Annotated in this window: 17 protein-coding genes and 1 pseudogene; 8 read left to right on the plus strand and 10 right to left on the minus strand. The window is 70.1% G+C overall.

Features of this window, described 5'->3' with window-relative positions:
* Positions 1–45 precede the first annotated feature (45 nt).
* The gene (locus tag ACWGIF_RS25635; protein ID WP_453500853.1) at positions 46–354 is read right to left on the minus strand and encodes a hypothetical protein; all 309 of its coding nucleotides are present in this window, start codon (positions 352–354) and stop codon (positions 46–48) included.
* 339 nt (positions 355–693) lie between these two features.
* On the opposite strand from ACWGIF_RS25635, the gene ACWGIF_RS25640 reads away from it, so the two are divergent.
* Entirely contained in the window at positions 694–948 is a 255-nt protein-coding gene (locus ACWGIF_RS25640) for a WhiB family transcriptional regulator (RefSeq protein ID WP_453500854.1), read from the plus strand.
* Between the two features lie 462 nt (positions 949–1,410).
* On the opposite strand, the pseudogene ACWGIF_RS25645 reads toward ACWGIF_RS25640, so the two are convergent.
* The 3 genes and pseudogenes from ACWGIF_RS25645 to ACWGIF_RS25655 form a co-directional block, all read right to left on the minus strand.
* Positions 1,411–1,626, minus strand: a pseudogene (locus ACWGIF_RS25645) (SMI1/KNR4 family protein); the annotation flags it as partial.
* A 130-nt stretch (positions 1,627–1,756) separates the two neighbouring features.
* The gene (locus ACWGIF_RS25650) at positions 1,757–2,146 is read right to left on the minus strand and encodes an ATP-binding protein (RefSeq protein WP_453500855.1); all 390 of its coding nucleotides are present in this window, start codon (positions 2,144–2,146) and stop codon (positions 1,757–1,759) included.
* Between the two features lie 1,258 nt (positions 2,147–3,404).
* Entirely contained in the window at positions 3,405–4,118 is a 714-nt protein-coding gene (locus ACWGIF_RS25655) for a hypothetical protein (RefSeq protein ID WP_453500856.1), read from the minus strand.
* Between the two features lie 201 nt (positions 4,119–4,319).
* Here ACWGIF_RS25655 and ACWGIF_RS25660 point away from each other — a divergent pair, with 201 nt between their 5' ends.
* The 3 genes from ACWGIF_RS25660 to ACWGIF_RS25670 all read left to right on the plus strand — a co-directional run bounded on the left by ACWGIF_RS25660 (position 4,320) and on the right by ACWGIF_RS25670 (position 9,241).
* Positions 4,320–6,377: a pectinesterase family protein gene (locus tag ACWGIF_RS25660; RefSeq protein ID WP_453500857.1), complete on the plus strand. Its 2,058-nt coding sequence runs from the start codon at positions 4,320–4,322 to the stop codon at positions 6,375–6,377.
* A 233-nt stretch (positions 6,378–6,610) separates the two neighbouring features.
* On the plus strand, positions 6,611–8,119 hold the full coding sequence (locus ACWGIF_RS25665; protein WP_453500858.1) for a DUF4246 domain-containing protein: 1,509 nt from the start codon (positions 6,611–6,613) through the stop codon (positions 8,117–8,119).
* A 609-nt stretch (positions 8,120–8,728) separates the two neighbouring features.
* Positions 8,729–9,241, plus strand: a complete 513-nt coding sequence (locus tag ACWGIF_RS25670; RefSeq protein WP_453500859.1) for a hypothetical protein — start codon at positions 8,729–8,731, stop codon at positions 9,239–9,241.
* A 548-nt stretch (positions 9,242–9,789) separates the two neighbouring features.
* On the opposite strand, the gene ACWGIF_RS25675 is transcribed toward ACWGIF_RS25670, so the two are convergent.
* Together ACWGIF_RS25675 and ACWGIF_RS25680 are read right to left on the minus strand one after the other, a co-directional pair.
* The gene (locus ACWGIF_RS25675; RefSeq protein ID WP_453500860.1) at positions 9,790–10,263 is read right to left on the minus strand and encodes a lamin tail domain-containing protein; all 474 of its coding nucleotides are present in this window, start codon (positions 10,261–10,263) and stop codon (positions 9,790–9,792) included.
* Between the two features lie 1,111 nt (positions 10,264–11,374).
* Positions 11,375–12,106, minus strand: coding sequence for an SDR family NAD(P)-dependent oxidoreductase (locus ACWGIF_RS25680; protein ID WP_453500861.1), 732 nt, complete (start codon positions 12,104–12,106; stop codon positions 11,375–11,377).
* A 478-nt stretch (positions 12,107–12,584) separates the two neighbouring features.
* Here ACWGIF_RS25680 and ACWGIF_RS25685 point away from each other — a divergent pair, with 478 nt between their 5' ends.
* Both ACWGIF_RS25685 and ACWGIF_RS25690 read left to right on the plus strand, forming a co-directional pair.
* Positions 12,585–13,598 carry an SPFH domain-containing protein gene (locus ACWGIF_RS25685; RefSeq protein WP_453500862.1) on the plus strand — a complete coding sequence of 338 codons (1,014 nt, stop codon included), beginning with the start codon at positions 12,585–12,587 and terminating at the stop codon, positions 13,596–13,598.
* On the plus strand, positions 13,595–14,494 hold the full coding sequence (locus ACWGIF_RS25690) for a hypothetical protein (protein ID WP_453500863.1): 900 nt from the start codon (positions 13,595–13,597) through the stop codon (positions 14,492–14,494). Before ACWGIF_RS25685 ends, ACWGIF_RS25690 begins: the two co-directional genes overlap by 4 nt.
* A 268-nt stretch (positions 14,495–14,762) precedes the next feature.
* On the opposite strand, the gene ACWGIF_RS25695 is transcribed toward ACWGIF_RS25690, so the two are convergent.
* The 4 genes from ACWGIF_RS25695 to ACWGIF_RS25710 form a co-directional block, all read right to left on the minus strand.
* On the minus strand, positions 14,763–14,939 hold the full coding sequence (locus ACWGIF_RS25695; RefSeq protein ID WP_453500864.1) for a hypothetical protein: 177 nt from the start codon (positions 14,937–14,939) through the stop codon (positions 14,763–14,765).
* 196 nt (positions 14,940–15,135) lie between these two features.
* Positions 15,136–15,690 (minus strand): telomere-protecting terminal protein Tpg, encoded by a 555-nt coding sequence (gene tpg, locus ACWGIF_RS25700; RefSeq protein WP_453500865.1) that lies wholly within the window; start codon positions 15,688–15,690, stop codon positions 15,136–15,138.
* A gap of 3 nt (positions 15,691–15,693) precedes the next feature.
* The gene (gene tap / locus ACWGIF_RS25705; RefSeq protein WP_453500866.1) at positions 15,694–17,811 is read right to left on the minus strand and encodes a telomere-associated protein Tap; all 2,118 of its coding nucleotides are present in this window, start codon (positions 17,809–17,811) and stop codon (positions 15,694–15,696) included.
* A gap of 110 nt (positions 17,812–17,921) precedes the next feature.
* A complete protein-coding gene (locus tag ACWGIF_RS25710) occupies positions 17,922–18,341 on the minus strand; it encodes a hypothetical protein (RefSeq protein ID WP_453500867.1) in 420 nt (139 codons plus the stop codon).
* Between the two features lie 1,026 nt (positions 18,342–19,367).
* Between ACWGIF_RS25710 and ACWGIF_RS25715 the strand changes: the two genes are divergently transcribed.
* The gene (locus ACWGIF_RS25715; protein ID WP_453500868.1) at positions 19,368–19,949 is read left to right on the plus strand and encodes a hypothetical protein; all 582 of its coding nucleotides are present in this window, start codon (positions 19,368–19,370) and stop codon (positions 19,947–19,949) included.
* A 236-nt stretch (positions 19,950–20,185) separates the two neighbouring features.
* Positions 20,186–20,485: a hypothetical protein gene (locus ACWGIF_RS25720; protein ID WP_453500869.1), complete on the plus strand. Its 300-nt coding sequence runs from the start codon at positions 20,186–20,188 to the stop codon at positions 20,483–20,485.
* Positions 20,486–20,794: the final 309 nt, after the last annotated feature.

Raw genomic sequence — 20,794 nt, forward strand, 5'->3', positions numbered from 1 at the left:
ATCCGGCCCGAGCCAGGCGCTCACGTGCCGTGAGCTGTAAGAGCCTCAGAACTCACCGTCGACACCTGTGACCGCCGGCGGTCCCAGGGGCGCCTCCTTCTCCGAGAACCCCAGCTCCTCGAGGGCGCCGGCCAGCAGGCGGACGGCGTCGTCCTCGGCCATGGCCCGGTCCGAGGCCTCGACTTCGAGCCGCACGGAGAAGGTTCCGCCCTCGTGGACCGTGAGCAGTTCCACGTCTTCGGTCTCGCTCAAGTCGGTGTGGTGCGCAGCCAGCCTCCTCGCCAGCTGGGAGCGTGCTGCATCGTCGGCGTCCTTCAGGAACGTCCCGGGCACGGTGATGACGTAGGTGGTCACTGCTGCCTCCTGTCGTCCGGCAAAGGGCTGAGCCTCGTTGTGGGATGCCCCCGTGCCGCGCTTCAAACCCCTCAAGCTCGACAGCTCAGCCTGCCGGATGCCACCCCGCAGCCCCCTCAGCCCCGCCCCGGCGTGTCCGCGCTGCTGCGCCAGATCAGGTGCTGCGACCGCTGCCCGCTCACCGCGACCTCCTCCCGGGCGCGCCTGCGAAAACCGCAGCCGAGGCCACTCACCGGAGCGGCACGAACAGGCAAGCGGTAGCCCCGGCACTGAATAGAGCCACCGGCAGCGGTCAGGAGGGTGGAGAGGGATACGGACGAACCGGATGGAGGAATGACGATGAACTGGCGCCACGAGGCCGCCTGTCGGTGGGAAGACCCCGATCTCTTCTTCCCCGTGGGCTCCAGCGGTCCGGCCCTCCTCCAGATCGAGGAGGCCAAGGCGGTGTGCCGCCGTTGCCCGGTCAGGGACAACTGCCTGCAGTGGGCCCTCGAAGGAGGCCAGGACCTCGGTGTGTGCGGCGGCATGAGCGAGGAGGAACGCCGTGCCGCCAAGCGGCGGGCCGCTCGCTCCCGCGCACGATTCACAGGCTGACCCCCGTCCGGCAGACGCCTGAGGTGCGCTGGAAGAAGGCACGGCGAAGAGGGGGCACGGGCGCCCTCGGACCGGTCCCGGTCCAAGAGCGAACGCGGCCCCACCCTTCGCGCACGGCGCGGGCGGTGCTGCGTAAGTGGTTTAAGCACCCGCCGAACGCACCGGAGCGCTGCCGTGTGCAGGGCGGCCCCGCACGGCCGTGACCGAAGACCCGGCGAATCGTTTATCCATATCGTCGCGTCAGATGCACCACCGCTCCCCCCTTGCGGAGACCGCGGCTCCTGACCCCGGGACGCCCCCTGCCCCGGGGTCTTGCCGTGCCCCGCACGGCTTCCCGACCGGACCCTCCGCCAGCCCGTCGGCAGACACCTCCCACCCACCGAGCACCTCACCGGCACCGCGCCGCGACCCCACACCGATGTGGTGGCTGTGGCTCACATTCCGTGTGGCCGTTACGGGGAGTCAGATCAGCCGGGCCATGCGATGACAGTCCGGATGGGCGCGAAGCCGGGGTGAAGTGAGTTCCAGAGCCCGGTTGTCGCGTCCGGCGCCCATGTGGTTGAGCCAGCGTTCGTACCAGTCGAGAAAGTCGGTGGCGGAGGAGACGTTGGGCCCCCAAAACCCGTCGCCGTTGCCGATGAGGACGCGGCCGGTGAGGGGACCGGTCACCGCGATGACGGTCTCTCGTCCCCGTCACCCTATGGGTGGCTGTGGTCAGCCGGCCAGACCCCCTTTCGCAGGAGAGCGGAGCCGGCCCGGTGAGACCGGCCTGGGGAAGGTCGCCGGTCGCCGGTCGGCCGCCTTGGCGCTACCGGGCGAGGAGAACGCTGACGGTCTTGCCCACGGGTGTCGGGCGGGTGACTGCGGTGGCGCGGGCCAGACGGTTGACCATGGGCCAGCCGAAGCCGCCGGTGCCGCCGTTCAGGTCGGGGGTGCGCATCCGCGGCGCCTCGCGGCTGTGGTCGTGCACGGCCACCTCGATGTCGTCCCGGTGCGCGGTCAGGTTCAGGGTGCAGGTGCCGCCGCCGTGGCGCAGGGCGTTGGTCACGAGTTCCGAGACGACCAGGAACACGGTCTCGGCGACTGCGGTCCCGACCGGGCGTACGAGGCTGTCGAGGAAGTTCCGGGCGCTCTCGCGTGCCCCGGCGACGGATGTCGCGGAGCCGGCGGGCGCGACGTCGACGCTCATCGTGTCCATCAGGTCACCCTGGTCTCTGGATCGTCGTGGCCCGGTTCTGGCCTGCCGGTGCTTGTGCCCGGGCCTGCGGCGGTCAACCCGGCTATGACCGGCTTGCGCCTGCCCGCCTCACTGTTCGAGGTCGATTACCTCACTGTCGAACACGCGGAAATCTATGCTGGCTGAAGTAGACATTGGGCGGTGGCGTGGTTATGGTTTCTCTCGTAGCCCAGAGAGACCGCAGGGCCCGGCAGAGACGAACTGCCGGGCGCAGTACCCGCAGTACGCAGTACCCGCAGTTGCAGTACGCAGGACGGTGCGGTGGCGGAGTTTCGAAGCCAGAGCGTTTGCAGGACGGCGACGGGACTGGCGACCGGACCGGGTGGCCCGCAGTGATCAGGGGCCGCCGCAAGCAGTACCGCAGTACGCAGTAACGCAGTGGCAGTACCCGTGGTAACTGCAGTCGCAGTACCCAGCAGTGAAGTCAGTGAGCAGCACCTCGGTGAAGGCGTCGGCTGCGGGCGCGCGCACCGGGAAGTTCGGCAGTGGGGTTCCAAGCCAGAGCAGACGCACGATGGGCGACGGGGCTGGCTGCCGGAAGCGTGGCGCTTGGCCAGGTCACGAGCAGTACAAGCGGTTCGCAGTACAGCAGTAAGAGCAGTACCGGCAGTACAAGTAATCCCGTCTGGTAGGTAATTGATCACCGAGGGAAGAACGGAGGAATTGGGCGCCATCAGGATCGCCCGGGCGGAAGTCTGAGTCCGGGTACCGCAGGACATCGATAGTGAGGTGGTCTCCGGTCAAGCAACCGCGATCCCCGCACCCCCGACCGCGTATCAGTCGGGTCTGTGGAAACAGAAGGCCGGCGCAGTACCAGGGCCGGCAGATGGTGTAGCAGTTCCTTCGGGGCCCTGGTGCCACATGGCACCAGGGCCCCTCCGTATGCTCCACAAGGGTGCGATGACAGCGGCGAAGCCCGCCTGATCACCCCGCTCCGCTCCCGCTCCACGGGCGGCCACCGCCGCCACTCCCGCTACCAGCTGCGCATCGCCTTGCCGTCGGCGAAGGCGACGACACCGACGTGGCAGTCAGCCGGGGGTACGGCCTCGGCCCCGTACCAGCCGCAGCCGCCGGCGGCTTGGGCGAGGCCCGCACACGCACCCGCAGGCGGTCGGGGACTCTCCGGTTCAGCCGCCCACCGGCGGCCGCGAGGACGCTTCCGCAGACGCCCCGGACGACGGCCCGGGACCCGGGGGGTGCGGGCGCGACGGGGTACACGTCAGCCGATGTCGTCCGGGGCGTAGACGTCCTTGTCGGCCGGAACGTCCACCTGGACCGGCTGGTTGATGGCGGTGTAGGCGAGATCGATGCCCTCCGGCCCGCCGGCGGTCGCCTTGAGCAGGTACGGCTCGCCCTCGGCGGCCACGAGGAAGACGTGCCTGCCCGCCGTGATCGTGAGCGCCTCCCGGCCGTCGACCTCGGCCGGCCCGCCCCTCTCCGCGCCCGCCAGGCCGTAGAACGCCTTGAGCATCCCGTCCCTGTCGCACAGGGCGGCGAGTCCCTTCAGAGCGGGGTCCGAGGTCTTCGTGCGTATCCAGAGGCGTGTGGCGTTCTTGAACGCCTGGTCCGCCTCCTCCTCGGGCAGGTCCTGCGTGTGGGCGCGGGCGAAGGCCTCGTCGCTCTGGAAGAACACGTGGTCCCGGGTGCGGATCACTTTGGCGTTGCCGCTCTGGAGCGACATCGTGCCCGTGCATTCGCCGGTCTTGCTGATCGACAGGTTCACGTGGGTGGGTAGGCCCTCGGTCATCGTCTTCCCGCTGACGGTGAACGAGGACGCGCCGCGCAGTGCGGTCACGGACTCGTTCAGCACCTCGGAGGCCGGACGGAAGGAGGACGCCTCGGTCGGCTTGGGCAGGCATCCGGTGAGCCCCAGTGCCGCGACACCGGCGAAGGCGACGGCGACGGCGGCGGTCAGACGGTGAGCGGTACGCACGGGGACTCTCTTCAATGGGCGGCGGATCGGAAGGAGAGTACGGGGCGCCCCGCGGCGGACCCGGGGCGGGGTGAGAGCCCTCCGTGCGGGCACCGGGCGGGCGGCAACGGGCGTCGTGCCACGGACACACGGCAACCTTTCCGCCTGCGGCGGCAACTGGCCGGTGTACACCCCACAGCCATCCCCCAAGGACAGTGAACAATGGAAACCACGCAGCCCAGGGCACGGCACCGCAGGCGCAGACTCGGCCTGACCGCCGGCATCCCGTTGGCCACGGCCACCGCAGTGGGCATGTCGTACGGCGGAGCCTTCGGAGTGTTCGGCGAGGACGCCCGGCCGAAGGCCGCGGCCGCCACCACGGGCCCGGCCTGGGCCCGTGAGGCCGCGGACGGCTTCGCCTCGGTCGACGCGCTGGGACAGAACGGCACCTACGGCGGGCGGGACGGCACGATCGTCACCGTGAAGACCCTGGCCGACCTGGAGAAGTACGCGACCGCCCCAAAACCGTACGTCATCGTCGTGGCGGGCACGATCACCATGAACCCCAAGGGCAAGGAGATCAAGGTCGCCTCGGACAAGACCATCGTGGGCGCAGGCACCTCGGGACACATCGTCGGCGGAGGGTTCTTCCTCGGCCAGGGCGTCCACAACGTGATCATCAGAAACCTGACGATCCGTGACTCCTACGCCGGCACGTGGAACGACAAGGACCACGACTGGGACGCCATCCAGATGGACGGCGCCCACCACGTGTGGATCGACCACAACAACCTGCGGAACATGGCCGACGGACTGATCGACAGCCGCAAGGACACCACATACCTGACGGTGTCCTGGAACCAGCTGAAGAACGAGAACAAGGCCTTCGGCATCGGCTGGAGCGACCACGTCACCGCCGACATCACGATCCACCACAACTGGTTCCACGAGACCGAGCAGCGCAACCCCTCGACGGACAACGTGGCGCACGCACACCTCTACAACAACTTCCTGCAGGACGACCCGGACTCGGCCATCACCTCCTCCTACGGCAACTACGCGCGCGGCGGGACGAAAATGGTGCTGGAGAACAGCTACTTCGAGGGGATGAACAACCCGGTCATCAAGGACGGCACGGCCGCTCTCGTGCAGCGCGGCAATGTGTTCGTGGACACCACCGGCCGCAACGAGAGCGGTGGCACGGCCTTCGACCCCACGACCTACTACCGCTACACCCTCGACGCGGCCGCCGACGTCCCCTCGAAGGTGAAGTCCGGCGCCGGCCCCCGCCCCGCCATCGGCAGGGCGACGACCCCCTCCGCCGCGGCCGCGACCACCCTCACCGTGGCCAAGGACGGATCCGGCACGTACAAGACGGTCCAGGCCGCGGTGGATGCCGTACCCGTCGGCAATCCCTCCCGCGTGGTCATCTCGGTCAAGCCGGGCACGTACCGCGAGACGGTGGACGTTCCGGCGAGCAAGCCGCACATCACCATCCAGGGCTCGGGCGCGAGCCGCAAGGACACGGTGATCGTGTACGGCAACGCGGCCGGCACGCGGAAGCCGGACGGTTCGGGCACGTACGGCACACCGGGCAGCGCCACGGTCGCCGTCCGGTCGGACGACTCCCAGCTCCGCAACCTCAGCGTCTCCAACGACTTCGACGAGGCCGCGAACCAGTCCCTGAACGGCCATCAGGCGGTCGCCCTGCTCACGGCTGCGGACAAGATCGTGCTGGACGGCGTCATCGTCACCGGTGACCAGGACACCCTGGAGATGGAGACCGCGGCGCCGGACAAGCCCGGACGTGTCTACGTCACCAACTCCTACGTCGTCGGCAACGTCGACTTCATCTTCGGCCGTGCCACCGCCGTGATCGACCAGTCGGTCATCACCCTCAAGAAGCGCTGGAACGGTACCTCGGCCGGCTACATCACCGCCCCGAGCACCCCGGCCGGCCGCAACGGCATCCTCATCAACCGCTCCACGGTCAACGGCGATGTGGCCGCGTCCTCCTTCCACCTCGGCCGGAACTGGCATCCCGGGGGCGACAAGACGGCCGACCCCCAGGCCACCGTCCGCAACTCCCACCTCAGCGCCGCCATCAAGCGCACGCCCTGGAGCGACATGGGCGGCTTCGCCTGGAAGGACGACCGCTTCGCCGAGTACATGAACACCGGCCCGGGCGCCGGCCCGAAGAGCACCGACCGGCCCCACCTGACCGACGCCCAGGCCGCATACCACGAGGTCTCGCACTGGCTGGGCGGCTGGACCCCGTAGATCGGCGGGAGAAGGGGCCCGGGGGGACGTCATCGTGTGCTCCCGGGCCCCGGATCCGCGGGCAGCCCTGAGGCGGCTGCGGCCGCCGTCACTCCGGCCCAGTCGGTGCAGGCCGGGGCAATGAGGCGTGCACGCAAGATGACGAGCGGCACGGGGTCCGAGACCCTGCTGCGGTGTCAGTCTGCTGAAGTATCCTTCCCGCCACCGCACACCGACCAAGAGGACCAAGAGAATTGACCGGCCTGTCTGCCTTCCCGCTGCCCTTTCACGCTTCCCGTTCCATAGCGTTCGCGACACCCCGAACGCTGCGGGAACTGCAGATGATGCAGTGCAGCTCACACATTCGGGCGAAGCCGGGGTGGTTCGACAAGATGCACGATGCCGACATCGTCGCCAGGTGGACGCAAGAAGCAGTCACCCAGGGCCTCACTGAAGCGCAGATACGCTACGTGCTTGCCGAACTCCTGCATTACGCCGCCCTGCGGGACGGACGAACCGGCGCCGAGGTGTCCGCCGTCGACGGGGTATGGCAGTCGGACACACTGGTCGACGACAAGCTCAGATCCCGGCTGCGCGAGGCGGTTCGAGTGCTGGAACAGGTCCCCGAAGCAGAACAGGACTGGCATCCCGGATCCGACGGCCAGGTACTGGATCTGGTTCATCCCTCACTGTTCTGCCTGGTGAGAGAGGTGAGCGGTGCGCCCGAGCGGGCTTGGCAGAACCCGACGGACCGCTATTCGAGGTACGAATTCTCGGAGCGATTCCAGTGGCTCCCCACGGACGTCGACGTCAGTGACGACGGCGATGTCACCTTCCGCTCGTACGTCAACAACGTCCACCCCGAGACGAATCGCGAACTGGCCTCCGTCCTGCCCGACGTGTTCGCGCGCTTTCGCCCGCTGCTGGAGAACGTGCTCACCGATCTGCGCCATCCGCGGCCCCTGCGGATCGAGGCCGATCCTTACGGGTGGTACGACTCGGAGCCGGAGCGTCCTGACAAAGCCTCCTACAGTGATGACGGGGCCTACGCAGAAGCCCTCCGTTCCTGGGAAGAGGCCCAGGACGACTGGTGGGAAAACCGCTGTCCGGTCATCCCGGACGCCCCGGCCTTCACCCCGCCCGAGGTGCCCGAAGAATCCGCCCGAGTCGACCTGCGCGGCCGCCGTCTCCAGGTCATCGTCAAGCTCGCCACCATTCATCTCACCCCGGACAAGCCCGAGTACCCCGGCGGTTCCTGGCATGTCGAGGGGATGATGAACGAGCGGATCGTTTCGACCGGCATCTACTACTGGGACAGCGAGAACCTCACCGAAAGCCGGCTGAGTTTCCGGGCGGCACTCGACGACCCGTCCTACGAACAGAACGACGACAACGGCCTGCGTGAGGTCTACGGCCTGGAGGACGAAGACGCACTGAACCAGATGCTGGGATCGGCATCGACCCCGGCGGGCCGCTGCCTGGCGTTCCCGAACGTCCTGCAACACCGCGTCGGCCCATTCCGTCTCGCGGACCCCACCCGCCCGGGATATCGCAAAATTCTTGCCTTCTTCCTGGTCGACCCGTCGGAAAACATCGTCTCCACATCCGATGTGCCACCGCAACAACCATGGTCCGACACCTCGACCATGACGCTTGAACAGGCCAAGAACCACCGCGAACAACTGATGCAGGAACGCAAGTTCTTCGTCGACGAACACAACGAGCAGCTCTACGAACGAGAATTCTCCCTCTGCGAGCACTGAACCTCCTCCACCCCGAACACGCGCAGGTCGGAGCCCAGCGCGCTGTATGAGGCCCAACTGCCGGATGAGCTCGCCGGGCTGCGCCGCCGGGGCCGGGCTGCCCCGCGCGCGGCTGCGCGGGGCTTCGGCCTCGGCGAGGAGGAGGCAAGCCGACGGTATTCACGGACGGCCGGAAGGCCGGTGCTGTGCTCAGGTGCACCGTCAGGCATGACGGTGCACTCGTCTGAAAGTCGCCGTCGAGCCGTACGCCTGGACCCACACCATCCGTGTGCGTTCGCCCAGCTCACATGCACACACCGAGCTCGTCAGGTCTGCGGCGCGCGAGGTTTTCTCAACGTACTGACGTGCTGCCCTGTGGGTTTCAGGTCAAGTTGTTTTCTTTTCCGTATTCGCACCTTTCCTTCACACGGCGAACAACTAGTGTGACCCTCGTCCCGTCGCCGGTTTCTCTTGGCCTCGGGATACATCAATGTGGCGCGCCGATAGGGATGGTGTGAATTGAACAGGATATTTCACCGCGTGCACAGTTCGTGGAATTCCGCGACGATGACGGCCTTGAAGGCATTCCGGAACAGGGCCACCGCCATTGCAGGAGCAGTCGCGCTCCTCGTGACTGTCGTCCTCGCCGGAACCGTCGCCGGTACGGCAAGCGCCGCGGCCAGCGAATCGCAGGCCGCAGCAGGCGGCTGGACCTGCCCCGGAACACCCGTTCCGGCCGGCTATGTCATCAGCGCCTTCGACCGCAACGGCTGTAACGGCGCGGGCTCCTGGCTCCAGGTCCCGGCCCGCGACGGAATCTGGACCTGCAGCGGCTCGCCGATCGTGACCGGGTACGTCATCACCAGCTACGACCGCAACGGCTGCAGCGGCATCGGCGCGTGGTTCCACCGACTCGCGCGTGACGGAATCTGGACCTGCGCGGGCTCGCCGATCGTGGCGGGGTACGTGACCACCGGCTACGACCGCAACGGTTGCAGCGGCATCGGCGCCTGGTTCCACCAGCTCGTCCGCAACGGCATCTGGACCTGCCCCTACTCGCCCATCCCGGCGGGCTACCGCAGCACCACCTATGACGCACGCGGATGCAGCGGTCTCGGTGCTTGGTACACGGTGCGCGCCTGATCCTCCTGACTCACTGCATGGCCGGCTGACGCTCCAGACCCGCCGCGGAGCGATGATCCAGGACCTGCCTGCCCGGATACCGCGGCTGGACCAGGATCAGAGGAGGCGACACCACCGAAGCGGTCATCGGCCAGATGAGCAGGCGGGGATGGAGACTGCCGGGAGCCGCACCTGAAGGGCTGCTCCCAGCACCGTGGCGCTGCCGACTGCGGGCGGGTCGGCCGACGTCGCACGTCGCCGGTCACCGCCCCGGTCGCCAGGATCCAGCCCGGCTCCGACCCCCACCCGACGCCGACCCCGGGTGAAGCCCTGAAGGATCGGCTGCCCGCTGTCGGGGCCCCTTGCTTCACGGGCCGCTTGACCAACGTCCACGGGGCTCTGCCTGCGCCATTGGCCGCACGGTTCCGCTGGCGGATCGTGTACGGAGTCGGGTGCCGGTGCCTGTCATGGGTGCGGCGTGCCGCGGCTGGGTTGCCGTGGCACGCCGTTGGGTTCAGCTGGTGGCAGCTCCCGGTCTCTGCGGGTATGGGTATGGCTGCCGAAGTGGGCTAGCGGCCGTGGTGGCGTCCGCGGCGGCCCCAGGACTCGGTGTCGATGACGTTGCCGCGGTTGTCGCGGAGGGTGGCGGTGTCGCGCTCGTCCCAGATCTGGTGGCGGCGGTCCTGGTAGACGTCGCGGCGGGTGTCGCGGCCCTGGCCGGTGTGGACCTTGACGCTGGAGCGTCCGTCGAGGCGCAAGCCGTGGAAGCGGTAGCGGTTGCCCTGCTTGTCGGTGAGGGTGAAGCCGCGCAGGTCGACGCTGTGTCGGCCGGTGTTCTTCACCTCGACCCATTCGCTGTTCAGGGCGCGGTTGTCGCGCCCGCGGCTGGCGTTCTCGACGTCACCGATGACGATGGAGGAATGCGGGCCGCGGTGGTCGCGCCGGTGGTCGTCGGCGGCGGCCGGCACCGCCGCGGCGCCGATCAGGGCGCCGACGGCCAGGAGGCCGGCGAGAGTGCGGCGGGTGGCGAGAGAAGCAGACATGCGGATGGCTCCTTCAACGGTCAACCTGGCCCGGCCTCGTGCACGCCGGGCTGGCTCCGAACAGTTCCCGGCGTCCTGCCGAGGAGCCACACTCTGGCGCCAAATCACGCCCGAAAGCAATGAAAACGTCCCGTGTTGCCCAATCCGGACAAGTCAGTAACCCTCCCTTGTAAGGGGCATGCGTCAAGGCCGCGTTGACCCTCGGGTGGGCTGGTCCGATGCATGCCCAGGAGGGCCATGGCCCGCAGCGTCCCGCCCCGCGGTCGCCCGGCTTCTTTGTCACCCGCAGTCCCTGCGCCGAACGGGTTCAAGTCCTCGTAACAGCCACTTCTGCCATTTCTCCGAATGTACGTACGTAAGCGGTTCTGGCGTACTGGTACTTGTCCCATCGGCGCCGGAGCCGGCCATGGCGAAGCTGCACTGCGCCCTGTAAGGCCTGTTCTCACGTCTGCGGCAACCACGAACGCCGATCCACTCCCGCGAGACCATCACCAGCCGCACATCCGGTTCCAGTTCCTCGTCCTCGGCCGCTGCGAAACCGGGCCGGCTGCCGGCGTACGGTGCGGGGGATGCGAGAGGGGCGGGCAGGCTGCGGTGGTGGCGGTGTCAGCGCCGGGGGTCAACCCTCGCCCGCGCATGTCACACAGGATGCCGAACGCTGTGCTTGTGATGCGGGGCGACGGCCGGCCGCGGCTATGGTCGGGCGCAGTCCGCGCCGATAGGGCGTGCGCGGGCGAGGCCCGGTGACCAGAGCGCTCTGGCGGCAGTAGTGCCGGGCCGCCCCACCACCCACTGGACCGAGGTCCGGCGTCCGTGCGCGCGGCTCGTCGGGGGCGGGCGCGCGGCCCGGTCGGCCCGAGTGGCTGTCGCCGTCCGCGGAGGCGCGGTGCCGGTGCGGAGTCGCTGCAGCGCACCCTTCGCCAGGCCGCCGCACTCGCTCAGGCCCATGCCGACTTCCTCGACCGGCTCCGCGTCGCGGGCCTACGTCGACGGGAGCGCCACGACGATGACGGCGTCCTCGTCGGGTACGCGGGTCGCGATGCCGGATGACCGCGCGGACGGCGGCATGCGCCCGGTGTACGCGGGGCGGGGGACGGCTCGGCGAGTGCGTTCAGTCGACGACGGCGCCGCCGGTGATGTTGACCTCTGTGGCGGTCATGGTCGGTGCGCGGTCGGAGGCGAGGAAGGCTGCGGCGTAGGCGACGTCTTCGAGACGGGGCCGGCGGTGGAGCAGAGTTGCGTTCGCCTCGGGGTCGTCCTCGGGCGGGCTGGATGGATCGGGCGAGCCGGGAGAGAGCAGCCAGGCTACCCGGATGCCGTGCGGGCCGAGTTCGCCGGCGAGCTGGCGGCACAGACCGGACAGGGCGGACCAGGCGACGTGGGAGCCGCCGAGGCCGGGGATGGCTTCTCGGCCGCCGCCCATGGCCAGGATCACTCCGGTGCGGCGGGGGATCATATGGCGGGCGACGGCGGTGGCCACAGTCAAGTGGGTGGTGACCGCCTTGGTGACGGGGCGCAGCACGTCTTCGTCGGCCATGTCGACCAGCGGGGTGCCTTGCAGGTCGTCGTTGGAGGTGGCGTTGAAGGCGACATCGATCCCCACGGAGTGCCGGGCGACGGCGTCGGCGTGCTGCTCGACCGCGGCGCGGTCCGTCGCGTCGAGCGTGGCGACCTCTACACGGCCCCCGGATTCGGCGATGGTGCGGGCGAGATCCGCCAGAGGTGCGTGGGTGCGCCCGACCACGTGGACCGTGGCGCCTTCGCCGGCGAAGACCCGGGCGACGGCGGAGCCAATCGCTCCAGCGCCGCCGTAGACGATCGCGGTCTTGTTCTCCAGCAGCATGACATTCCCCGCTTCATCGACGTTCGATCACCTGTACCGCGCAGCTGCACCGAGCACGCAGGCAGTAACTCATCAGCCGCAACCTTCCGTGCCAAAGCACCTGGTCAGTGCGATCGCCACGCCGCCATCCGCTCGTGGAGCGGTGCGCCGCCCCGGCGTCCACGCAGTCGACCGACACGTCACTGAACGCGGCCCGTCATACCCCTCGGGCCGAGCCAGGTTCAAAAAACAGGCGGTCAGGCGGCCTTCACCTTCCGCAAGCCGTTCTCCCTGCTTCGAGTGCCGCGCCCCGGCGGGGCGTTCGGCGCCGGCGAAGGTGCACCGGGAGCGGTCGATGCGGCGGCCGGAGGCGGTCGACGAGGCTGCCGATGACGGGACCGGGCTGCAGGGGCGGCGCCTCGGCAGCCTTCTTTTCGTCCCCTTGACGATATGGAGGTGTCTCGTTATCGTCGCACTGACGAAATGAAGGGGGTTCGCCATGGCCGACATCACCCGGCGCTTCGGATGGCGTCATCTGCGCTCCGCGCCCACCGCCCACATCCGCCACCACAAGCGCGGCCGACTCGCCCACGACGGGCGGGGGCTCAGCTTCTGGTACCGGTCGCTGTCGGCGGCGCTTTCCGAAGTGCCGGTCGACGACCGGGAGCTGGCCATGGCGTTCCACGCCCGCACCTCCGACTTCCAGGACGTCGCCGTCCAGGCCACCGTCACCTACCGGATCAGCGACCCGGCCCAGGCCGCGGACCGACTCGACTTCTCCGTCGACCCGGACACCGGGAGCTGGCGCGGCGCCCCCCTGGAGCAGATCGCCACTCTCCTCACCGAGACCGCGCAGCAGCACACGCTGGACGTACTGGCCCGGACTCCGCTGGCCGTCGCCTTGGTGGACGGCGTCGCCTCCGTCCGGGGGAGCGTCGCCGCCGGTCTCGCCGCCGAGCCCAGGCTCCCGGCCACCGGCATCGACGTGGTGACCGTGCGGGTCGTGGCGATCCGCCCCGAGGCCGAGGTGGAGCGCGCCCTGCGCACCCCGGCCCGCGAGCAGATCCAGCAGGAGGCCGACCGGGCCACCTACGAACGGCGTGCCGTCGCCGTCGAGCGTGAGCGTGCCATCGCCGAGAACGAACTGGCCAGTCAGATCGAACTGGCGCGACGCGAGGAGCAGCTGATCGACCAGCGCGGCACCAACTCCCGCCGCGAGGCCGAGGAGAAGGCGGCGGCGGACGGCATACGGACCGAGACCGAGGCGGCCCGCAAGGTCCGCCTGGCCCGCGCGGACGCCGAGGCGGCGCGCGAGACGGGCGCGGCGCGCGCCGAGGTTCAGGCTGCCTGGCTGCGCGTGCACGACGAAACCGGCCCGGGCACGCTGCACGCCCTGGCGGCGACCCGGCTGGCGGAGAACCTGCCGCGGATCGAGAGCATCACACTCTCTCCTGACGTCCTCACCGGGCTCCTCACCAGGCTCGGACGTCCGGAAGGAGGCGCGGGCGCGTGAGCCTGGCCCCGCGGGCCGTGCTCGTGCACCGCAGGACCGAGTACGAGGAACTCCTCGCCCGGCACGGGACGCACGGGCAGGCCGCGTTCTTCCTTTCCAGCAGGGGCCGGTCGATCGACGAGGTGGTCCGCCGCCACGAGCGCACGCGCAAGGCGCTGCGGGAGGTGGCGGCGGCGGTGCCGCTCACCTGGCGCAGCTCCCGGGTGGAGCGCGCGGACCTGGACCGCTTCCTGTTCGCCCCGGAGGACGTGGTGGTCGTCGTCGGCCAGGACGGCCTGGTCGCCAACACCGCGAAGTATCTGCGCGGACAGCCGGTGGTGGGCATCGACACCGACCCGGGGCGCAACCCCGGGGTCCTGGTCCGTCACCGCTGCGACGACGCGGCCGCCCTGCTGCGTGCGGCGACCGCCGCCGGTGGCCGGGCAGAGGAGCTGACCATGGTCGAGGCCGTCGCCGACGACACCCAGCGCCTTCTCGCGCTGAACGAGATCTACCTGGGCTCGCCCGGTCACCAGACGGCCCGCTACCGCCTGGGCTCCGACGGCGAGAAAGACCAGGGCGAGGCCCAGGCATCCTCCGGGGTGCTGGTGGGCACCGGCACGGGCGCCACCGGCTGGCTGCATTCCCTGTGGCTGGAGCGCGCCAGCCCCGCGAGGCTGCCCGCACCCTGCGACCAACGGCTCCTGTGGTTCGTGCGCGAGGCCTGGCCCTCCCCCACGACCGGAACGACGAAGGTCGCCGGTGAGCTGGCGAGGGGGCAGGGGCTGCAGCTGACCGTGGAGTCGGACCGGCTCGTGGTCTTCGGCGACGGAATGGAGAGCGACGCCCTGGAACTGACCTGGGGCCAGAGCGTACGGCTGGGCATCGCGGAAACGTCCCTGCACCTGGTGACGTGAGCGCCCGCCCGACCGGCTGTCGCCGCTGCAGAACGAAGCAGATCGCCGGGGAGACAGCCGCCCTGGCCTCATGCCGGCCCCTCTCACCCACGACACCGAGGCCATCGCCTCCGCGACCGCCGAGAGCGCCGTCTGCGCGAGCACCGCGGCCTACACCCGCCAACAGCCGGCCGGGCTACTTCACGACGCCGTCCTCGCCCACCCCGGCTTCTGGCCGCCACCCCCTCGGCGACGCCCAATGGATCGCCACCTGCGCCACCTACGCCATCTACGGACAGACGAAACCGCCGTACGCCTCACCCGGCTCCGGGACGCCGACTCCCTCCCCCTCCTCCTCGTCCTCCAGGGCCGGCCAAGGTTCGTCGAGTTGGAGTTGGTGCTTGACGCCCCCGGCGCCGATGACGACCAGCGAGCCCGGCGGCAGCTCGGACGGGCACTTCATCATGCCCGGTACAACGATGCGGTCCGGCTCCTGATCCGCGGTTGCGCCCAGTGCCGTCCTGCTCGGTGCCACAAGGTGGCCGGGACACCGGGCGAGGCGCGGTGAGAGTCGCTGCAGCCCGTGCCGATATGGCGTACGCGGGTCAGGCCTGCCCGGTGCCCATTCCTTGGGGGCAGTACCGCCGGGCCGGCCCCTCCCCTCAGAACGACACGTCGATGTAGTCGATGTCCGTGAATTCGACTTCGAGCTGGTCGGCGCGAGTACCGCCGTCCTTGAAGTACACCTCCTGCAGCCCTTCGGCGACGATCCCGCGCAGCTGCCGGTCCGGGGCACCCTGCTGCTGGGCGTCGAAGAGGCGCTGTGCGTAGGCCGGCGGGAGATGCACGGTCAGCCGCCGGATGCGGCCGTCGTCGGTGGTGCCGATGGGTGCGGTGTACCCGAACCGGGCCCGGGTCTCGACGGTGATGCCGGTGCGGGCGGCGGCCTGCTGCCGTCGGCGCCGGCGGACCACGGGCTGCCAGCGGGCCCGCACGGCCGCGTCGATCCGGTCGGTGATCTCCTTCGGCGGGGTTTTGCGGTCGCCGGTGCGGTAGCGCTCGACGGACCGCTGGCTGACACCGAGCTCGGCGGCCACGGCCCTGGTGGTCTTCAGCCTGCCCATCAGGAAGTTGATGCGCGCCCTCAGTGTCTTGGGCGGCTCCCGCGTGAAGACTTCCCGGTCCGCGCGCTCCAGAGCGTCGTCGATGTCCCCCACGGCCTACTCTCCTTCGTCCAGGACGGCGTCGCCGCCCTTGATGTGGCGGGCGGGGTTCAGGCCCTTCTCCATGAGGTCGACGGCCCACGCCATCTCCTGGACACCTTCGACCTTTGCGAGGCCCGGCGTTGTTCCGAGGCGGAAGGCTCCGGGGAGGGGCTTGCCGGAGGTGGTGTACGGCAGGAAGTCGAGCGGGCTCGGGCCGGGGCTGGCGTAGACCACGCAGTCGGACAGCACGCCGAGCGGGTACCGGCCGGTCGCTCTCGCCGTGTTGGCCATCTTGCGGTGCATGTTGACCCGCGCCTTGGAGATGACCGCGGCCCGGATGTCGGGCCGCCAGGTCGGCCGTTCCAGCGCCGGCCACCGCTCCCCGTCCCGGTAATGGCGTCCCTGCGGGCGTTCGCGGAGCTTGCCGATGCCGCCCTTGACCGTCGCCTTGATCGCGGCCAGCACGGCCGCCATCCCCGGGTCGACCTGCTTGTGGTGCTCCATCGCGGCGAGGAACCGCCGGTCGTCCAGCTCGGCGCTCACGCCGAGGTCGGCGAGGGTGTCGGTGTAGGCGGTCTTGAGCCGGTCGTGCCACGGATCCAGATAGGCGCCGGTCTCCCTGCGCAGGAACGCCTCGAGCGGGGCGACGTCGTAACCGAGTTCCTGGGCGTAGGCGACGGTGTGCGTCTGATACCAGGCCGGCCCCTCGGGCCGCTGCCCGGACGGCGTGAACGGCGACGGCAGCCGCGGGTCCAGCTCGACCCCGGACAGGTCGACCAGCCAGGAGCCGGGGATCTTCTTGTTGAACTTCGGCGCGTGGAAGTGGTCGGGCCCGGACAGCCCGACGACCAGACGCGCGGCCGCAGCGAGGAACGCGGTGTTCAGATCCAGACCGACCGCGTACGGCAGCAGGCACTCCTCGTCGGTGAGCAGGTCGACGTCGCGCACCCACTGGTAGGCCTCCTCGTCGAGGAAGCCGCCGGTCCATCCCTGCGCGACCGGGTGTTCGGCGGGCGCCTCCGGCGGGGCGGGGTCCATCGGCTCACTGCCGAGCGAGCCGGGGTTGTAGGCGGGCTCCCACTCGCCGGTGGTCTCGTTCTTCACGGCGCGGGTCGGCGGCCGCAGCGCGGTCATCAACTCCAGCCCGGAGGTGGCGGTGGAGCCGCGCGGGGTGATGACCCGGGCCGCGTAGGTCCCCAGCACGCGGGCGACCTCGGCCGGCTCCATGCCGGCGACGCCGGGCCAGGACCGGGCATCGAGCGCGTCCCACGACAGGACCGCGAGCTGCACGCACTGACGCTGCCCGGCCTGCGCCGACCGGTAGATGCGAGCCCACGGCCCGAAGCCGCGCTTGGTGAGCTTCCACTTCGCCTTCGCGAGCTGCTTGACGACCGGGTGGTCCTCGGGCAGACGCAGGGAGCGGCGCTGCTCGTGGCCCTCCAGCCGCTCGGGCAGACCCAGCCGTACGGCGGCCGCCGCGGTCAGCACGACCAGCGGATCGGAGTCCTTGCCGTTGCGATTCAGGCGCGGCGCACCGAGCCCGGACTCCTTCAACGTCCACTCCACCACCTGCGCAACCGTCGTGGCCGGGCAGTCCAGCACGATCCCGTCCACGCCGTACGCGCTCCCCTCACCGTCGAGGACCACGAGGGGACCGTGCGGGAACCGCGGGTCGACGGCCGCCGACGGGGCGGCTTTCCTCGCCGGGCGGCGCGACGTTGCTAGCGGCCCGGCCGCCGCCACCGGCGCCTTGACGACCGGATGGGGTGCAGCGGCGGTGGCCGGCTGGGTGGGTTGCTCCACGGGGCCGCTGGACGCCTTGGGAACCGCAGCCGGAGCGGGCGCGGATTCGGGCGTGGACTCGGTGGCGTCCGTGGCGGCCGGCGCGGGGTACCGCTCGGCCCAGCCGTCCAGCAGGCGAACATAGGCCTGCAGGCGCGGCGGGCGCGGTTCGGAGCGGCCGTTCTCCCAGTTCTTCACCGTCTGCGGCGTCGACTTCAACGCGGCCGCGAGCCGGGCCTGCGTGACACCGGCCGCCTCACGCAGCCGCGCCCGCTCCGCCGGAGACGGCAACCGCGGCTCGCCCTCCAGCAGCGCGTCCACCGCATCGAACAGCTCTTCCTGACTCGGCATGGCCCACCTCCAGCCGAACCCTAGCAGAATTAACCCACCCGGGTGCTGGATTTAACCCTCACGGGTGTGCTCTCTCCGGCTCCCGCTGTCCCGCTGAACCTGCTGTCGGCTCAGTCGTCAAAGTGCAGCTCAGGTCGGGTCCAGAGGGTGGTGGCGACCGCCAGGGTCAGGCCGGAGGGAGAGAACCCGGCTGCGCGGAGTTGTGAGTACTCGGAGTGGAAGACGTGCCACCACGTCCCTCCCGCCGCGCCTTTGTGGGACCCGCCGTCGGCGGAGAGGATGACGCGGTCGTGGGGCCACTCGGGGCTGACGACGTCCAGGGTCCAGCCGTCTGGTGTGGTGCTGTGCAGGCCGCCGCCGAAGAGCCCGGCGACACGCACCGGCGTGCCCTCGATCGGGCCGAGCCCGGGGCAGGTGAGCTCCGGCGACGCGTCCGGAGTGCTGGTGTCGGGGTCCGGGTCCCGGTCGCGCGCGACCTTCTCGCCGGTGACCGCGTCGAAGAGTCCATGGCCGTCGCTGGACACGACCATGACGAGGTCGTGCCCGCTGTCGGGATGGACGGCGAAGCCGATGCCGAGCAGACCCCGTAGCGCTCGCGCAGCTTCTGCTGGTACTCCGTGATCAACTCGTCTCCCTGGGCTGTCTGTGTCGAGGTCACGACCACAAACAATCTCAAGGTGACAAGGACGAGGCACCTTCGGTTGACGGCAATCCTGCTCACGCCGCCGCGGAGGGCGGGGTCGAGGCACCTGTCGGGTGACACGTTCCCTGCTCGGGCAGGCACGTCCAACGTCACTGGCTGTTCGCGCCGCCGGGATGTGGGCGGGGCAGGGGCGGGGCGGGATCCGGCCGGCCCGTGGACAGTTGACGTTGGGAGAGGGCGGTGTGCTCGGGGACTGGAACTGGAACTGGGACTGGGAATGGTGGACGGTGGACTTCGGAAACGCGCATGCGGGCGTGTCCGGGCGTCCTTGTCGGCGGCAGCAAACCGGGCCCGGTGTACTTCGTTGTCGGGAGCGGTCCTGACGTGCCGCCGACCAGCCACTGGTCGGCCTACGACGGCCGGCGCGGCCGCCCGCGCGCCGAGGCCCTCCGAGCGGTGTGCACATGCGGATGGCGCAGCGCCGCCCAGTACCCCCTGGACTGAAACACGATCAGTCCCTGTATGAAGCGGACGTCGACCTCGCGGGACCACCCGCGGACTGGACCGCGCACCTGCCCGTCGTCCGCGCTGCGGCCCTGCCGCTGCCCGAACGGCTGCCCGCGCTCGTGGCCGAGATCACCGAGCAGCTGACCACCACGACCGCGGACGCCCCGTGGGCCGCGCTGCGCGCCGCCGGCGTGCAGGAGCGGATCCCCCCGGGCCGGCCGGGAGACCGCCGGCGTGCTGCGCGACGACGGCATGTCCGCCGAAGCGGTGGCCACCGCGCTCGGCACCACCACCCGCTCCAAGGCCCTGGTGCTGCTCCTGACCGCACAGGACGGGTAATGGCTGCCGGGCCCCGCGCAGTATGTGTGAGACTCCCTCTGATTGATCACTCGGGGGGAGTTTCGCGTTGAACGCGCTGTTGAAGAGGGTCTGGATCGGGCTGGCCGCGACCTTGATCGTGAGTCTGGCCGCCGTGGTCCTGCCCAACCACGTCCAGATAGACGACGACGGGCGCATCCACCTGGGCGCGCCCGCGCCCACGCCGTCCCCATCCACGCCGGCGCCCACACCGGAGTCCACGTCACCGCCCCTCACGCGGGACGCCGTGGACGAGGTGATCCGGACCGCGGTCAGCGCGGCGGGCCTCGACCCGGCGCAGGGCCGCCCGACCGTCGCGGCCGGCGCCCACTCGAACAGGACGGGTTGGATGGCCGTCCGCGAGAAGACCGCCGCACAGTCGGAGATGAACGCGATCTGCGCCGACCTGGAGCGCCAGGGCTGGACGCTGAACCCGAACGGCGACCGCCCCGACGCCTCCCGCAGCTACAAGCGCGGGGGCTGGTACCTGCTGGTGAGCACGCGCGGGAAGACCCAGGCGCCGTCCACCACCTCCGCCTTGACCGACTCGCAGACCTACCTGACCCTGACCGGGATCCAGCTGAACCTTTCCGACATACCCCTTCCCGAGATCACCGTCCGCATCGGCTGACCCCTAGGCCATCGCTGAGCGGTCCAGTTGACCACCCTCCCCGACGACCTGAGCACCGTCACCGAAACCCACCACGACGTGGTCACCTCCACCGACGCCGGAGAAACCTGGAGCGCCCCGGCCACCGTGGCCCGCGACACCTCCGTACCGGAGGTCGACCCGAACGACCCCACCAGACTGCTGCGGCGGCCACCCTGCCCAGCCCGGCCGTCGACCCCAAGTCAGGCACGCTGTACATGGCCTACGAGGGCTCGGACTTCTCCGGCTGCAGGTTCGACTCCGCCCAGCTCGTGCGCTCCACCGACGGCGGACGTACCTGGGGGACCCCTGAGCTGATCAGCCCTGAGGACGTGCCGGCCTTCTCCCCGTCCATCGCGGTCGACGAGCGGGGCACGGTCGCGCTCACCTACTACGACCTGCGCTTCCTCAAGCCCGGCAACACCACCACCGTGCCCACCGCCTACCAGCTGGCCACACTGCCGCACGGAAACCCGGAGCTCCGGACCGAACGACGGATCTCACGGGTCTACGACTGACTACCAAGGCCTGGTCGCAGACGGCAAGGGAGTGCGGGCGGTGCTCACCGAAACCAACTCCGACGCACCACACAACCGTACGGACGTGTACACCAGCAGTCTCCGCACCCGCTGACCGACGCGGACGCCGTCGGCCGGACCGACCGCCGACGGCTGCAGACACGCCGCGGACCCACTCCGTGACCACGTTGGACGCGGAGGTTTGACCGCGGCCCGCCAACCCGGGTCGTACGGAGCGACGCTGTGTCTGCGGCACGGTGACGGCCGCCTCACCCCCCGGCGGAGGGCGCCGGCCCGCCGCGCCGGCGC

Source organism: Streptomyces sp. NPDC054849, assembly GCF_053610945.1.

What these genes read in the sequence shown, in the direction of transcription:
- ACWGIF_RS25640 (WP_453500854.1), top strand. Translation starts at nt 694, where the DNA reads ATGAACTGGCGCCACGAGGCCGCCTGTCGGTGGGAAGACCCCGATCTC.
- ACWGIF_RS25650 (WP_453500855.1), bottom strand. Translation starts at nt 2,146, where the DNA reads ATGGACACGATGAGCGTCGACGTCGCGCCCGCCGGCTCCGCGACATCC.
- ACWGIF_RS25660 (WP_453500857.1), top strand. Translation starts at nt 4,320, where the DNA reads ATGGAAACCACGCAGCCCAGGGCACGGCACCGCAGGCGCAGACTCGGC.
- ACWGIF_RS25675 (WP_453500860.1), bottom strand. Translation starts at nt 10,263, where the DNA reads ATGTCTGCTTCTCTCGCCACCCGCCGCACTCTCGCCGGCCTCCTGGCC.
- ACWGIF_RS25680 (WP_453500861.1), bottom strand. Translation starts at nt 12,106, where the DNA reads ATGCTGCTGGAGAACAAGACCGCGATCGTCTACGGCGGCGCTGGAGCG.
- ACWGIF_RS25685 (WP_453500862.1), top strand. Translation starts at nt 12,585, where the DNA reads ATGGCCGACATCACCCGGCGCTTCGGATGGCGTCATCTGCGCTCCGCG.
- ACWGIF_RS25695 (WP_453500864.1), bottom strand. Translation starts at nt 14,939, where the DNA reads ATGATGAAGTGCCCGTCCGAGCTGCCGCCGGGCTCGCTGGTCGTCATC.
- tap (WP_453500866.1), bottom strand. Translation starts at nt 17,811, where the DNA reads ATGCCGAGTCAGGAAGAGCTGTTCGATGCGGTGGACGCGCTGCTGGAG.
- ACWGIF_RS25710 (WP_453500867.1), bottom strand. Translation starts at nt 18,341, where the DNA reads ATGGTCGTGTCCAGCGACGGCCATGGACTCTTCGACGCGGTCACCGGC.
- ACWGIF_RS25720 (WP_453500869.1), top strand. Translation starts at nt 20,186, where the DNA reads ATGGCCTACGAGGGCTCGGACTTCTCCGGCTGCAGGTTCGACTCCGCC.